The following is a 15,156-nucleotide window of genomic DNA, read 5'->3' on the forward strand; positions in this document are numbered from 1 at the left end:
CTGATGAAGCCAGGAGTACAGGATTGGTATGGCAAAGCGATTAGGGCGACGTAAATTTCTTCTATACGGTTCTGCCACTCTAGGAACCAGTATTCTTCTCAAGGCTTGCAGTGGGACTTCCACCACTAATCCCAGCAGTCCAACAGCTGCTTCTCCCTCTCCCGGCGCGACTACCGTAGCCGCTGCTGGTGGAGGAGACACCATTAAAGTCGGGATTTTACACTCCCTCAGCGGTACGATGGCAATTAGCGAAAAAAGTGTCGTCGATGCCGAAATGTTAGCAATTGACGAGATTAATAAAGCTGGCGGCGTACTAGGCAAACAAATTCAACCTATTCAAGAAGATGGTGCCTCCGACTGGCCTACTTTTGCAGAAAAAGCCAGAAAATTAATTGATCAAGATAAAGTTGTTACCGTTTTTGGGTGTTGGACTTCTGCAAGTCGTAAAGCTGTACTGCCAGTATTTGAAGAGAAAAAACATATGCTCTGGTATCCCGTACAATACGAGGGACAAGAGTGTTCTAATAATATCTTCTACACTGGCGCTGCCCCAAATCAACAAATTGAGCCTGCGGTTGATTGGTTGTTGCAAAATAAAGGTAAAAGGTTCTTCCTCATAGGCTCCGACTACGTTTTCCCTCGCACCGCCAATACCGTCATTAAAGAGCAATTAAAAGCCAAAGGCGGCGAAACCGCAGGTGAAGACTACTTACCTTTGGGTAATACAGAAGTTACGCCTATCATCACCAAAATAAAAGCAGCACTGCCAGAGGGCGGAGTAATTTTCAATACTCTTAATGGTGATAGTAACGTCGCTTTCTTCAAGCAGATGCAAGGTGCAGGATTGAACCCAGATAAATATCCGGTAATGTCTGTAAGTATTGCCGAAGAAGAAGTTAAAGCAATCGGTACAGAATATCTCAAAGGTCATTACGCTGCTTGGAATTACTTCCAAACTGTGGACACTCCTGCTAATAAAAAGTTTGTCGAAGCCTTTAAAGCGAAATATGGGTCCGATCGGGTAACAAATGACCCGATGGAAGCAGCGTACATTGCTGTTTATTTATGGAAGCAGTCTGTTGAGAAAGCAAAAACGGCTGACGATATAGAAGCGGTTAAAAAGGCTGCTGTAGGTCAAACCTTCGATGCTCCAGAAGGCAGAGTGACACTGGAAAATAACCATCACTTAGCCAAGTTTGTGCGGCTTGGTGAAGTTGCGGATGACGGTCTATTTAAGATTGTCTACGAGTCACCGAAAGCAGTATCTCCTGTTCCCTGGAACCAGTTTGTCGCTGAAACTAAGGGATATGCCTGTGACTGGACTGATTTGAAAAAAGGTGGTAAATATAAAGCCTAAGCTGTCCAATTATTAGCTTGTTGTCCTTTATTCTTATCTATTGCTTTCAGTAAAAGGATAAAGGACAGCTAAAAAAGCTAATAAATTTAAGCAGAGGTAGTAATTGCGTTTTTTTTCATGGGAATAGGTGATTGTTTAATCTCCATGTATTACCCGCTGAAATTTGCATCTGGAATAATATGCTTTATGCAATAGGCTATATGCAATGCAGTTTTAATTAGTAAGTGTACATCCAAGAAAAACTATTCAGCGGTGAAAATAGCTGTAAGTCTTTCAGGCTGGTAATGAGTATAGTCCGCTGATTCTTTATTACCAATTACCAGAAGTGAAGTTAGATACCTATCACCTGCTTATGTAAAAAGGTAAGCTGCAACAAAGGCGATGCAAATCAATTAATTGGGAGAAAGCTAGTGCTGCAAGTAGTGTTAGATGCCATATTTAACGGGATTAGCATTGGTGCTGTTTTACTAATTGCGGCGCTGGGTTTAGCCATTGTATTTGGGCTGATGGGTGTCATAAACTTAGCTCACGGCGAGTTAATAATGCTGGGAGCATACACAACTTATATTGTGCAAAATGGGTTCAAGATGTTGGGAAAACCTTGGTTTGAACTTTATATCTTTTTTGCCCTAATTTTGGCTTTTTTGGTAGCAGCTGCTGTGGGATTAATTCTGGAGCGTGGGGTAATTCGTTATCTTTACGGACGACCTCTAGAAACACTGTTGGCAACTTGGGGTGTTAGCCTGATTTTGCAACAGTTTGTCCGCAGCGTTAACTGGGTGCTGATAATTGAAATTAGTGTATTTTGTATTTTGTTTTTCGGCGCTTTGAAGGTTCTGTCTCGTCGCGCAGATTTTGAAAGAATTCGCCCTTGGGTAATAGTGGTAATGTTACCTGTTTCGTGGGAAATTGCTGCGAGAATAGGTAAACTTTTGGGAGAAAGTTATAAACTGGCTGTGACTAAGGCATGGTTCGGCGCTCAAAATGTTGATGTAACGGCTCCTAGTTGGCTGCGAGGTGGGTTGCCGTTAGGTAGCTTTCAGTTGCAATATGCGCGGCTTTTTATTATCGTGCTAACGATTCTTTGTATTGCCGGAATTTACTTGTTTTTACAACGTTCGTCTTGGGGTTTGAGAATTCGGGCAGTGACGCAAAATCGCAGTATGAGTGCTTGTTTAGGAATTCCTACAGAGAAAGTGGATGCACTGACTTTTGCGTTGGGTTCGGGATTAGCTGGTGTTGCTGGTTGTGCGATTAGTTTGCTGGGTTCTGTGGGGCCAAATACTGGGCAGAATTATATTGTCGATACGTTTATGGTCGTAGTTGTGGGCGGTGTTGGTAAGTTGGTGGGTAGTATTGTTGCTGCGATCGCGATCGGTATGGCAAACTATCTCATCGGTTCTAATACTCTGGCGCTGTGGCTTGCTCCCATTAAACCGCTTTCGGATTTCTTTTCATTTTTCGCTACGACAAGTATGGCGAAGGTGATGGTTTTTGCTTTGATTATTGCTTTTCTTCAAGTGCGTCCGGGGGGAATTTTTCCCCAGAAGGGACGCACGGTTGATGCTTAGAAAAATCTAAAAAACCGCGAAGGCGCGAAGGACGCGAAGAATGAGAAAGAAAGGAGGCCAGTTAGTATTAATAGAGGTAGGAGTGGTCGTGGCGATCGCTCTTATCTTAATCTTGGTGATGCCAGCGGTTCTTTCTGGGTTTCGTCTCACTTTGCTGGGGCGTTTTTTGGCGTTAGCGATCGCTGCTTTGGGTATTGATTTAATCTGGGGCTACACTGGTATGCTCAGTTTGGGGCATGGGGTGTTTTTTGCCCTTGGCGGTTACGCTTTGGGGATGCATTTGCAATTAGCGCCTTTGAATGGCGGTTTACCAGAATTTATGTCACTTTATGGGGTGACGGAGTTGCCTTGGTTTTGGCAGCCGTTTTACTCGCTTGGCTTGACTGCTTCGGCTGTAGTAATAATCCCAGCTATATTAGCCGCAATTTTAGGATATTTGGTATTTCGCAACCGCATTCGCGGCGTATACTTTTCGATTTTAACTCAAGCAGCAACAATTGTTTTTTTCAATTTCTTCAACGGGCAGCAAAAACTTTTTAACGGCACCAATGGTTTAACTAACTTCAAAACTATTTTGGGGTCAACTGTCAGTGATAGTAAGACACAGCTGGTTTTATACACTCTCACAGTTTTGTTTTTAGTGGCATCTTACGTCCTGTGTCGGTGGTTGACAAAGGATCGTTTTGGACGCTTGCTAATTGCTATTCGAGATGATGAAAGCCGAGTGCGTTTTTCTGGCTATAACCCTACCGGATACAAAGTGATTGTATTTGCAATTTCCGCTGCTTTAGCAGGAATTTCTGGTGCCTTGTTTACTATCCAAACAGGTTTAATTTCACCGAAAGCGATGGATATTGCTTTTTCGATTGAAATGGTAATTTGGGTAGCAGTGGGAGGTCGTGCCACTTTGGTAGGCGCAATATTAGGAACGCTGGTGGTCAACTTCGGCAAGACTTTCTTGAGCGAAGAATATCCGGATAGTTGGCTATTTTTCCAAGGTGCCTTATTCCTAATTGTGGTGACAGTTCTTCCCGATGGTTTGATTGGCTGGCTCCGTTATCAAGGTTTAGATAGAATGCGATCGCTCTTGGGATTCCGTAAACAAGTCGCCACATATCCTAGCCTGGAAGCAGAAATTAGCACTCAGAATGATGAGTAAATTTTTTACCGCAAAGGACAACAGAGGTAAGTGCAAAGTTATTGCTTATTCCCTGTCAACCTCTGCACCTTCCTTTGCATCAATTTGCGTTAAAAAATATGAACAATAAAATACTAGAAACTGAAAATGTAACTGTTAGTTTTGATGGATTTAAAGCACTAAACAACCTCAATTTCAACATGGATGTTGGAGAATTGCGAGTGGTAATTGGCCCCAATGGTGCAGGTAAAACAACATTTCTGGATGTCATCACTGGCAAGGTAAAACCGACAGAAGGGCGAGTGCTATTCAAGGGGAGAAATGTTAAAGCTTTCTCAGAATATCAAATCGCCCGTTTGGGAATTGGCCGCAAATTCCAAACCCCCCGCATTTACTTGAATCTAACACCACGCGAAAATTTAGAAATCGCTTGCAATCACAATAAAAATGCTCTCTTTACCCTATTTAGTCGTCCCTCTAGTGCTGAACATAGCAAAGCGATCGCGTTGCTAGAAACCATTGGGTTGACGGCTAAATCAGATATTCTTGCTGGGTTACTTTCTCACGGAGAAAAGCAACGTCTGGAAATTGGGATGTTAGTCGCTCAATCTCCTGATTTGTTGCTTGTTGATGAACCTGTGGCTGGGTTAACTGATGAAGAAACCGAAAACATTGGTAATTTACTTCTAGCTCTAGCTCAAAGTCATTCTATTCTTGTGATTGAGCATGATATGGAATTTGTCCGCCAAATTGCTCGTAAAGTTACGGTACTGCACGAGGGTTCAGTCTTGTGTGAAGGAAGCATTGAGGAAGTGCAGAATGATCCTCGCGTGATTGAAGTTTATTTGGGACAGCAATTAGTGTCTTGATGTTGAATTAAAATTCAAATGCTGCAAATTACTGGTTTAAATGTTTACTACGGTGAAAGTCACATTCTCTGGGATGTAGATTTGAGCGTACCTGCGGGACAAATGGTTTGTCTAATTGGCCGCAATGGCGTTGGTAAAACTACTTTGCTCAAGACAATTATGGGGTTGATAAAGCCCCGCACAGGCACGATTACTTTTGCAGGTAATTTGATAAATGCCAACTCGACCGATCAAAGAGCAAAGCTGGGGATTGGCTATGTTCCCCAAGGACGGGAAATTATTCCGCGTTTGACAGTGAAGGAAAATCTATTGCTAGGTTTGGAAGCTAGACGCGATCGCGCACGCAGTCAAGAAATTCCAGAGGAAATCTTTGCCCTTTTTCCAGTCTTAAAATCCATGCTTTCGCGCATGGGTGGCGACTTGAGTGGAGGACAACAACAACAACTAGCGATCGCACGCGCTTTGATGGGAAAACCGCAGTTACTCGTATTAGACGAACCCACCGAAGGCATCCAACCATCTATCATTTTGGAGATAGAAGCCGCAGTGCGCCGGATTGTTGAATCTACAGGAATTTCTGTTTTATTAGTAGAACAACACTTGCATTTTGTGCGCCAAGCAGATCGTTATTATGCAATGCAAAAAGGCGGCATTGTTGCCTCTGGTTCTACTAGCGAATTGAGCCAAGATGTAATTGAGAGATTTCTCGCAGTGTAATGGCGCGGTTAGCTTTGCACAGAATAGGACAGCACAGAATAGGACAGCTAGACTGTCTAAAAACGATACCATTGACTTGTAACAGGCAATCTTACGAATCTTGATGGCTACCACTACGCAACGCCTCGCACTGCAAGACTTCCTAAAGCTGCCGAATATTGAGGAGTCACCAGCTTGGGAGTTTGTGGACGGACAAGCCAATCAAAAACCTATGCCCACAGCCTTCCACAGCATCTTGCAAAAACGCCTGACGGCTGCAATTGACCAAGCGGACTCATCCTACAAAGCTTTTCCAGAGTTACGCTGTATCCTAAGCAGCAATTCTGTCGTCCCTGACATTACAGTTATTCACCAAGACCGAGTCCCTTCTGAGAATATCGCTGTTGAAGGTGCGCCTGATTGGATGATTGAAATCCTCTCTCCCGACCAAAGCACTACTAAATTGATTGTCAAGATTCAAACTTGCTTGCAGGAGGGGACACAGCTAGGGTGGCTGATCGATCCGACAGAACGGGTAATTATCATCCTATGGCCCGATAATCGGATTGCTCTGTTGAGAAATAGCGATCGCTTGCCTTTCCCCCAGGATATCCCATTAGAATTGACGGTTGATCAAGTGTTTGCCTGGTTACGTCGGGCAAGCTGAGGGTATGTAATGATAAGTCTCAATAGTTGCGGTGGGTAATGCTCACCCTGGATAGCTACACTTGCATTCAGCATAAATCGAAGTAACCTCAAATGGTACAAACACCCGCTAAACCTCTTAGTTTAGAAGAGTTTCTGAAGCTACCAGAAACCGAACCAGCCAGCGAGTACATTGACAGTCAAATTATACAAAAGCCAATGCCGCAGGGAGAACATAGCACCATCCAAGGTGAACTAATTATTGCTGTTAATGCTGTTGTTAAGCCCCAGAAAGTTGCACGGGCATTTCCAGAACTGCGGTATACGTTTGGTGGACGGTCAATTGTGCCAGATGTAGCAATATTCACTTGGGATAGAATTCCCCGCAAGGAAAATGGCGGTGTAGCAAACGTATTTCAAGCGGCTCCTGATTGGATAATTGAAATCTTATCTCCCGACCAAAGCGCTACAAAAGTTATCAAAAAAATTATGCATTCTCTCAAACATGAAACACAGATGGGTTGGCTAATTGACCCAAATGAACAAACTATCTTTGTTTATCAACCTAAGCAACAGCCAGAAGTGTTTGACCAACCAGAACAGCAGCTTCGCGTCCCTTCATTTGCCAATGAACTCTGTTTGACGATAGGTGAAGTATTTAGCTGGCTATTAGAGTAAGAGTACCTGATTTAGTAGTCGGAAAAATGGGGATGATGTGTGATACTAAACGGGAACAATGTGTTTTTAGGAAAGCATACAGCGATTACCTCATGGGCGAAGTCTTCTATACATTGCAAGCGAAACTTTCCTTAGAGGATTGAAATGTCATTAAAAGACTTTAACTTGTCTGACCTGCCATTTGTTTATTTGTTAGAAAAAAGTAATCTACCTAATTGTGCAGCAATCTATTTCGTATCTGACAGTAAAGGCCAAGTCATTTACATTGGTAGAACAGTTAACTTAGTTGCTCGATGGCGAGAACACCATAGATTTAATCAGCTAAAAAGGTTTAATCGAAAAAATCGCATTAGTATTAGCTGGATGGTTTGCAGTAATGATATAAACACTCTTTCAAATCTTGAAAATGAGTTTATAAATTTATACAAGCCACCACTGAATTGGTCGAAAGTAGTATCACCAGTTAGAAGAATAACTCCAGCGGAGATAGCATTACAGCAGAGCCTTCAGCAGCTAGCCAAATTGAACACAATGATATTTGGGTTTGACCCCATCGCTGACGAAGAACCGCCAACAATATACTTGGTTTACCCTGTCTTGGGTAAGCGTGGAATATCAGGCAGCATACGGAGTACATTAAAAAACATCAACAAAAAAGCTAGTGTGTTGAAGTGGAAAGAGTACCACACAGACTCTAAGAGTTCAGGTAAATTCGGATACTGGGAAACCGAGTATAACGGTATAAAAATAGACCTAGCTCCAGCTCAAGGCTTAATTAGCTTTATGGATGATTCGACTCGTAGGACTGTTGCTGGTGTAGAGCTTATGGCTTTTAGTCATCAACAGCTAGAAATACTTCTAGCAGATGTACCAGAGTCGAAAAAGGAAACTTCAGCTTTAGGTGCATTAGAAGATGATCCTATTCCTATAGAACTGACTAATCACCCTCAAACTGTTAAACCACAGCGTAAAGATGTTGTCGAAGTCGAACTCTGGGAGGAATTAGAACCAATGCCTGAAGGTGAAGCTAGAGTAATGACCCGTCAGTTCTTGGATGTGGATGGTATAGAAATAGAGGTGTGTACTAATGCAAACGGTAAGCATTTTGTTAGGCATAATGTTTACTGGTGGATAACTTATGGGCAAAAAAATCCCGATCCACAGCGGGATAACATAATACTCAACTTACAGAATGCGGTAGATAGACTTCCTACTATCAGATGGTCTGGCTATAGGTTTAGATTAGAAACTATTTTGTTCAGCGAGGATGATGTAGAAGTTGAGAGTATATTACTTCCAGTGGGTATGTTTGAAGACCTAATGAAAGACACATCAAAGTTTAGTGGTCTGAGTGAGAAGGTTAGAGAAGAAATCAAAAGCGGTGAATATAAATTCCAGCCAAACGAGAATGCCAATATAAAACTATGTGTGTGGTTACAGCGTAATTCCTTATACTCGCTCCTCCAAACCAACAACAGTTAAACAAACACAGCCAGAGCAAGTGAATTGTGACTCAAGTCGTTTGCAAGCTTGACGATACGATCGCTTCCATGAATTGACGGAAAAATGCGATTGCATATATCAGCAGGTAGAGCTTGATATAGCAGAGTGGTCTACCTTAAGGCTCTACCCGGTTCTTAAGAAATTTTCTAGCGTGAAGGTATAGCCCACTCAAGCATAGAAAAAAGATTTTTATGACAACCGACGTTTCTACTGACATCAACAAGAACAAAAATATTAATGGATCGCTCTTAACTGGCGCTCTCTTGATTGTTTTGGGGATAGTTGCGATCGCTGTGCCTAACGTCTCGACAATTGTCGCTGAGACTTGGATTGCTTTGATCCTATCTAGCGCAGGAGTTGCCAAGGCAGTCTATGCCTTTCAAACCCGCGATCAAGGAGCTTTCATTTGGAAACTCTTATTGAGCGTCCTCTACATTGCCACAGGCGTGATGCTATTCTTTTACCCCTTAACAGGTGTCCTGACACTGACCCTGTTGCTAGCTAGCTTTTTGCTGACAGAAGGTGTATTCAACCTAATCCTGGCATTCCGGGTGCGCCCGCAACAGAATTGGACATGGGTGCTGACAGACGGGATTATTACGCTGGTGCTGGGTGCAATGATTTGGTTCCAGTGGCCCTTCAATGCGCCTTGGCTGATTGGGACGCTAGTTGGTGCAAGCGTTCTCTCCACAGGGGTTTCCCGCGTGATGCTGTCGTTTAATGCGCGTTCTGCCTTGAATCAGTCTAACCAAGCTGCTTGAGTCTAAAGCTCTGGAATCTGGCGTAAGGCGGGTAATGCACTGCAAGAAAATTACCCGCCATCTCGACACAAGCGATCGCATCCTGATTAACTTCTCATTCTCAACCAGCCAAAAATTTGGTCGGCTGTAAATTGAAAAGAAATTGTCTAACACAGCTAAACGATTGCTTCCTTGACACAATTCTGGTTGTTGGTTTAGTAGGAAAATTAGTACAGAGCGATCGCCTGCGCCGCAAATACCGCCGATGAGTAGCGCCTATATGCCAAGATCAACAGAGTAGCGATCGCAAACCTGATCAATGTCTTCAACTCATCCTCCTCTCAATATTCGATTCCAACGCTTGCGCGAGGTACGTACTGCACTACTGCGCCTTCATAAAAGACTACTCGATTCCGAACGTGAGGGTTACGAGCAGTCTCACGGACGCATTCGGTCAAACGGAGAGTTTCTTCGGCTTGTTCTCGAAGATGAATGGTTTACCTGGCTGCGTCCGTTCTCTCAATTTATCGTCAAGATTGACGAAGCCTTAAGTCCAAAAGAATCTATAACATTACAAAAAGCTGACGAGCTGTTAAAGGAAGCTAGTTCCTTGCTTACTCCTTCAGAAGAGGGAAGCGACCGAGAGCAGCGTTACTATCAAGCCATTCAACGCGATCCAGACATTGCATTCATGCACGCACAAATATCAAGGCTATTAGCGACTGAGAGTTAACTGAGCTGCTTGCCTTTTGTCTAAATTAATGACCTATCATCCAAGGGCGTGCATGATGATGATTGTGGTACTTAGAGGATGATGGTTCTGTTGCTTGCGATCGCTTCGCTATCGTTGGTTCTGCACTTTGCTCCACCCGCCGCCGTAAAGCCGAAGGTGTTGTAATCAGTCCTGGTGCTGAGTAAACCCGTTTGGAGATGCGATCGCAAGTAGGACACAGCTTAGGATTAAGCGCTTCACTCATCTTCAACCATTCCTCAAAAACACCGCAGCTTTCACATCGAAATTCGTAAAGTGGCATAACTTTATAATCTCCGTATTAGACATTTTTAGCGGATTGAAACAGCGCTGGAAAGTTGGAGGTTAAAAATTCTAACCTTCAACCTTCCAATTTTCTAACCTTCAACTAAGTTGGCAGAACATTCCGTTCAAAAATTGCCGTTGGAACCGCAATCGTACAACAAGCATTTGGAATATCTACAATCCCACTAATTCGACCTTCACAGGGTGCCGAACCCAACAACAAATACATCTGTTCGCCCGTGTAACCAAACTTTTTGAAGTACTCAATAGCATTTAAACAAGCCCGCCTATAAGCAACGTGAGCATCCAGGTAATATTGTTTACCTGTAAATTCGTCAACTGAAATTCCCTCAAACACTAAATACTCTGAGTAACGAGGTTCAACTGGCCCCGGCTTAAAAATAGGGTTAGTTAGCGCGTACTTTTCTACACCACCCTTAATTAATTCCACATGAAGATCGATGTACCCAGCCATCTCAATTGCGCCACAAAATGAGATTTCGCCGTCACCTTGGGAAAAATGAATATCTCCCATTGAAAGTTTCGCGCCTTCAACATAAACGGGGAAGTAAATCCGCGAACCTTTTGACAAATTTTTGATATCGCAGTTTCCACCATGTTCGCGGGGTGGAACAGTGCGTGCTGCTTCTTTCGCCACTCGGTCATATTCTGCACCTTTCAACGATCCAAGAATGGCATTTTTCGGGTTTGGTAATTCTGCCAAAGCAGGAATTTCCGGTTTCCAAACCGGGCCCCCACTTGCTACCAGTTCAGCTTCTCGTTTGTTCCACTTCGCTAACAGTTCGTGGGAGGGGGCGCAACCAATCAAACCAGGGTGTGGAATTCCCGCAAATTTCACATCGGGAATATGACGGGATTTTGTATAAATTCCTTGAATATCCCAGATTGCTTTCTGTGCTGTTGGATAGTGATCTGTGAGGAAACCGCCGCCATTTTCTCTGGCAAAAATACCAGTAAAACCCCATTCGTAATCGGGAAGTGTTCCCACGTCCAACAGGTCAACTACAAGAATATCTCCCGGTTCGGCACCATTAACATGAATTGGCCCGCTCAAAACATGAACAACTGACAAATCTACATCTCGAACATCGTCAGAACTATCATTGTTTCCAATTTGTCCGTCTGTCCAATCTTTGCATTCTATGCGGAATACATCGCCAGGATTAACAGAAACTACTGCCGGAATATCAGGATGCCAGCGATTATGACCAACGATATCCTGTTCTGTAAATGGCTTTTTTAGGTCTACTTTGAAGAGAACTTCAGGCATTGTCTTTCCCTTTTGTTTTGTATGGGTTTAACCTGAGAGAGTTAACGGTTTTGGAGCTTATATCATGTTTGAGATATTTTTTGTGCTTTTTTGTAAAAAAGCACAAAAAATATAAAACTATGTATTGCATCAATTTTTATTAATGCTTAGCTGGTAAGCTGACAGAAAATATTTAAAAATAAAATTTTTTATCTGGCTGTAGTAAAGTATACAAATGTACTTTATACTTTTTATATTAATAAAAGTAAACAAACTGAGTAAAAATATAAAGAAAAGGTTGTTTTTTCGCTAGTATGCAGGAAAATAGTTTAATAGAAAAAGGATTTTCGGTTAAAGTTAGTTTGCAGGGAGCCATAGTCCCAGTATTTTTGAAACCTTAATAAGAATATTTTTTGGCTAAACCTTGAGTTGGTATTAGGAAATCCGGATACTCAAGAGTATTGGCCGAAAAATTTTACCTAGTATGGCATAGAGAAACAAGATGGTTCACAATCGAGGAATCAGCGATCGCCATCGTTCGTTAAAATGCTATAACCACTTCACCCCTACAGAAGCTAAACTGTGGAAAGCCTTCAAAGATATTACCCCTCGTGCGACATCACGCGGCACCCAGTTAAATCGAAAATGTTACAGCGGCTGCAAAAGCTTAAACCAAAGCTGCTAATTTTTACCTTTGGAGCATCATTACTGCCAGTCATGTTCCTGAGTGCTGTGGCGTGGCGATTTGTGCAGCAGCCGCTTGTTGACTTAGAAAAAACCAGGCTCGACGATCAAGTATTAGCCTTTCGCGGATACACAGCTGCTACTGAGAAAGGGTTACAAAATTTATCCTCAGGCTATGCGCTTTGGAGCGATCTGTTTAATGCCATTAGGCAGAAAGATCGGAATTGGATCAAAAAAGAGGTATCAGATCAACTCCTGCTGTCTACCGATGTAGATGCGGTGGAAGTGATTAGTAGTTCTGGAGAGGTTTTGGGAGAGCGGGGTGACGCTTTGCGGATTCCTACTGTGGTTGAACGAGTCAGAGCCTTAACCACAACTGGCAAGTTTGAGGCGGAATTGATTGATACTAGATCGAATCAAATGTTGCTGCTATCAGTAGCGCCCATCTACCGCAGCGACGCTACAGGTAAATCACCCGGAACTTTGATTTTGGGTCAGAATTTAGATGAAGTGTGGTTGCGTAAATTTCTCAATTTCTCCCAACCAACTACTAAGCTAAAAATCATTTCTTTAGATGGTAAGCCGCTAGTTTCTAGCTATGCCCAAGCCAACATCGACTCTTGGGAAACGACTAATTTAAAGTCGCAGGTATTACCGCAAATTAAAAAAGGCGAACCAGTTTATCGAATTGAACCGGGGTCTGGTTTGAATACAATTTATGCTCCCATCACTTCGGGAGATAAACCTATAGCAATTGCCAAAATTCAGATTGTCTCCAAGTATTTTAATCAAGCATCCATCAACCTCAGCCGCGCGATCGCGGTTGGGTTGGTTTTAGCTATTATGCTTTCAGTAGCGATCGCGCATCTACTTTACAAACAAATCGGCCAACCGATTATCCAACTAGCAGAACGTAGCAAAACCCTAGCTGCTGGCGATTTGAGTTCCCCAATTCCCGGTATTCATGCAGGTGGAGAACTCAGTCAACTTGCTAATGCCTATCAAGAAATGGCCCAAGCGCTCAAAACTCTAATTGACAACCTAGAGCATCGAGTTGCAGAACGCACTCAGGAACTAGAGCAAGCGCGTCAAACATTAGAAGACCGAGTGCATAAGCGAACGCACGAGCTTTGGAAAAAGAATTACCAATTGCAGCAAACTCAGGATCGACTAGAGCATCTTAACAAGGAATTAACTATCAAAGCTGAACAATTGAGCCAAGCCTTATCTCAGTTAAAAACAGCACAATCTCAACTGATTCAAACTGAAAAAATGTCTGGTTTAGGTCAATTAGTTGCGGGAATTGCTCACGAGTTTAACAATCCTATTAATTTTATCTACGCCAACCTAGTTTATGTCAATGGTTACACAGAAGAGTTACTTGAACTCATAAACCTATACGAAAAACGCTACCCAGATCCGGAAATTAAAGAACATACAGAAGCAATTGATCTGGATTTTTTAACCACCGATCTGCCTAAAGTAATAGGTTCAATGAGGTCAGGCGCTGACCGAGTTCGGGAGATTGTCCAGTGCTTGCAAAACTTCTCCCGCCTCGACCAATCCGGTATCAAGCGTGTTAATATTCACGAGGGAATTGATAACACATTGCTGATTTTGCAGCATCGCTTACATTCTTCAGGCGACAGCATAGAAGGCGACAGTCTCAATATTGAAGTGATTAAGCAATACGGTAACTTGCCATTAGTGGAATGTTATCCGGCGCAGCTAAATCAGGTCTTTATGAATATCCTTGTCAATGCCATTGATGAATTAAAAAATCTCAAACCCCACCCTAATAAACAAATTACTATTAATACGGAAGTTGGGGAAAGAAACCAAATCTTAATTACAATCAAAGATAACGGTTCTGGTATTCCTTTAAAAATTCAGTCGAAGGTGTTTGACCCATTCTTCACAACAAAACCTGTTGGCAAAGGCGTAGGTTTAGGATTAACGGTTTCCTATGAGATTATCGAACAGCATCAAGGAAAAATTAAAATAATTTCTGAACCAGGACAGGGAACAGAAGTAGTAATTGAGTTACCGCAGGAAATTAAACAATACAGTTGATAATATTAAATCTATCAGCAATCAGCAATTAACAATGAACGCTGGATGGCATGGCAAACTTAACTTAGTGTACGCTCAACGGGGAGGTACTACCCAGCTAATCCACTCTCAACATCAAGCGCCCCTGAAGGTGCAGCGACCGTTTTATCCTGAAGGAGAAGAGGTTTGTCATAGTGTGATTTTGCATACAGCTGGGGGAGTTGTGGGAGGCGATCGCTTATCCATCAACTTGCACCTCGAAGACAATGCACGAACCTTAATCACCACAGCAGCCGCAGGTAAAATTTATCGCAGTAATGGGCTACAGGCAAGACAAAATATTGAAATTGAGGTAAATGCTGGTGCTGGTGTGGAGTGGCTACCGCAGGAAACTATTATTTTTGATGGTGCGATTTATCGACAAGACTTGAGAGTAGAATTAGCTCTAGGAGCAACCTGGCTCGGTTGGGAGATTACGCGGTTTGGTCGCAGTGCTAGGGGAGAAAGATTTTGCTCTGGAGAGTGGCGATCGCATACCGAAATCTGGCAGCAAGGACACCCCCTCTGGATCGAACGGCTTTGGCTACCCGCAAGCGAAGAAATCTTCAACAGTCCTCACGGCTTGGCAGGACAGCCAGTTGTCGCCAGTCTCGCTTGGGTGGGACAATCGGTGTCATCGGAAATTGTAGAAAAGGCGCGAAACTTGTGGCAAGGACAACCCCACCAAGCAGGTGTCACCCGGCTACCGCTTGGATTATTGTGTCGCTATCGTGGTAGTTCTACCGCCCAGGTGCGAAAATGGTTTACAGACATCTGGCATTTGCTGCGTCTATCTTTTAGCGAACGTCCTGCCTGTATACCTAGAGTTTGGCAGATTTGAACGAACCACTTCAGGCATAGAGAACGCAGAGGAGTTT

Annotated in this window: 15 protein-coding genes; 13 read left to right on the forward strand and 2 right to left on the reverse strand. The window is 43.0% G+C overall.

Annotated elements, in window-relative coordinates:
• The first annotated feature begins 28 nt into the window (after nucleotides 1–28).
• From urtA to NDI42_RS05970, 10 genes are all read left to right on the forward strand, one after another.
• Entirely contained in the window at nucleotides 29–1,357 is a 1,329-nt protein-coding gene (gene urtA, locus NDI42_RS05925) for an urea ABC transporter substrate-binding protein (RefSeq protein WP_190460250.1), read from the forward strand.
• 410 nt (nucleotides 1,358–1,767) lie between these two features.
• Nucleotides 1,768–2,928 (forward strand): urea ABC transporter permease subunit UrtB, encoded by a 1,161-nt coding sequence (gene urtB / locus NDI42_RS05930; protein WP_190460252.1) that lies wholly within the window; start codon nucleotides 1,768–1,770, stop codon nucleotides 2,926–2,928.
• Nucleotides 2,929–2,968: 40 nt separating this feature from the next.
• Entirely contained in the window at nucleotides 2,969–4,087 is a 1,119-nt protein-coding gene (urtC, locus tag NDI42_RS05935; protein ID WP_190460254.1) for an urea ABC transporter permease subunit UrtC, read from the forward strand.
• A 98-nt stretch (nucleotides 4,088–4,185) separates the two neighbouring features.
• The gene (gene urtD / locus NDI42_RS05940; RefSeq protein ID WP_190418632.1) at nucleotides 4,186–4,935 is read left to right on the forward strand and encodes an urea ABC transporter ATP-binding protein UrtD; all 750 of its coding nucleotides are present in this window, start codon (nucleotides 4,186–4,188) and stop codon (nucleotides 4,933–4,935) included.
• Nucleotides 4,936–4,953: 18 nt separating this feature from the next.
• Nucleotides 4,954–5,652, forward strand: a complete 699-nt coding sequence (gene urtE / locus NDI42_RS05945) for an urea ABC transporter ATP-binding subunit UrtE (protein ID WP_190418630.1) — start codon at nucleotides 4,954–4,956, stop codon at nucleotides 5,650–5,652.
• A 103-nt stretch (nucleotides 5,653–5,755) separates the two neighbouring features.
• Nucleotides 5,756–6,298 (forward strand): Uma2 family endonuclease, encoded by a 543-nt coding sequence (locus NDI42_RS05950; protein ID WP_190460256.1) that lies wholly within the window; start codon nucleotides 5,756–5,758, stop codon nucleotides 6,296–6,298.
• 92 nt (nucleotides 6,299–6,390) lie between these two features.
• Nucleotides 6,391–6,954 (forward strand): Uma2 family endonuclease, encoded by a 564-nt coding sequence (locus tag NDI42_RS05955; protein ID WP_190460258.1) that lies wholly within the window; start codon nucleotides 6,391–6,393, stop codon nucleotides 6,952–6,954.
• Nucleotides 6,955–7,098: 144 nt separating this feature from the next.
• On the forward strand, nucleotides 7,099–8,436 hold the full coding sequence (locus tag NDI42_RS05960) for a GIY-YIG nuclease family protein (RefSeq protein ID WP_190460260.1): 1,338 nt from the start codon (nucleotides 7,099–7,101) through the stop codon (nucleotides 8,434–8,436).
• 212 nt (nucleotides 8,437–8,648) lie between these two features.
• A complete protein-coding gene (locus NDI42_RS05965; protein ID WP_190460261.1) occupies nucleotides 8,649–9,218 on the forward strand; it encodes an HdeD family acid-resistance protein in 570 nt (189 codons plus the stop codon).
• 298 nt (nucleotides 9,219–9,516) lie between these two features.
• Nucleotides 9,517–9,930, forward strand: a complete 414-nt coding sequence (locus NDI42_RS05970) for a hypothetical protein (RefSeq protein ID WP_190460263.1) — start codon at nucleotides 9,517–9,519, stop codon at nucleotides 9,928–9,930.
• 25 nt (nucleotides 9,931–9,955) lie between these two features.
• Here NDI42_RS05970 and NDI42_RS05975 read toward each other — a convergent pair whose 3' ends face one another.
• Both NDI42_RS05975 and fmdA read right to left on the reverse strand, forming a co-directional pair.
• On the reverse strand, nucleotides 9,956–10,231 hold the full coding sequence (locus NDI42_RS05975) for an FmdB family zinc ribbon protein (protein WP_190460265.1): 276 nt from the start codon (nucleotides 10,229–10,231) through the stop codon (nucleotides 9,956–9,958).
• Between the two features lie 105 nt (nucleotides 10,232–10,336).
• Nucleotides 10,337–11,524, reverse strand: coding sequence for a formamidase (gene fmdA, locus NDI42_RS05980; protein WP_190460267.1), 1,188 nt, complete (start codon nucleotides 11,522–11,524; stop codon nucleotides 10,337–10,339).
• A 481-nt stretch (nucleotides 11,525–12,005) separates the two neighbouring features.
• Between fmdA and NDI42_RS05985 the strand changes: the two genes are divergently transcribed.
• The 3 genes from NDI42_RS05985 to NDI42_RS05995 are packed head-to-tail and all read left to right on the forward strand — an operon-like array spanning nucleotide 12,006 to nucleotide 15,119.
• Nucleotides 12,006–12,188: a hypothetical protein gene (locus tag NDI42_RS05985; RefSeq protein ID WP_348231378.1), complete on the forward strand. Its 183-nt coding sequence runs from the start codon at nucleotides 12,006–12,008 to the stop codon at nucleotides 12,186–12,188.
• Nucleotides 12,149–14,260, forward strand: a complete 2,112-nt coding sequence (locus tag NDI42_RS05990; protein WP_199311475.1) for an ATP-binding protein — start codon at nucleotides 12,149–12,151, stop codon at nucleotides 14,258–14,260. Before NDI42_RS05985 ends, NDI42_RS05990 begins: the two co-directional genes overlap by 40 nt.
• Before the next feature lie 34 nt (nucleotides 14,261–14,294).
• On the forward strand, nucleotides 14,295–15,119 hold the full coding sequence (locus NDI42_RS05995; protein ID WP_190460268.1) for an urease accessory protein UreD: 825 nt from the start codon (nucleotides 14,295–14,297) through the stop codon (nucleotides 15,117–15,119).
• Nucleotides 15,120–15,156 lie beyond the last annotated feature (37 nt).

Origin of the sequence: Funiculus sociatus GB2-C1 (genome assembly GCF_039962115.1) — a bacterium.
GTDB classification, from domain to species: domain Bacteria; phylum Cyanobacteriota; class Cyanobacteriia; order Cyanobacteriales; family FACHB-T130; genus Funiculus; species Funiculus sociatus.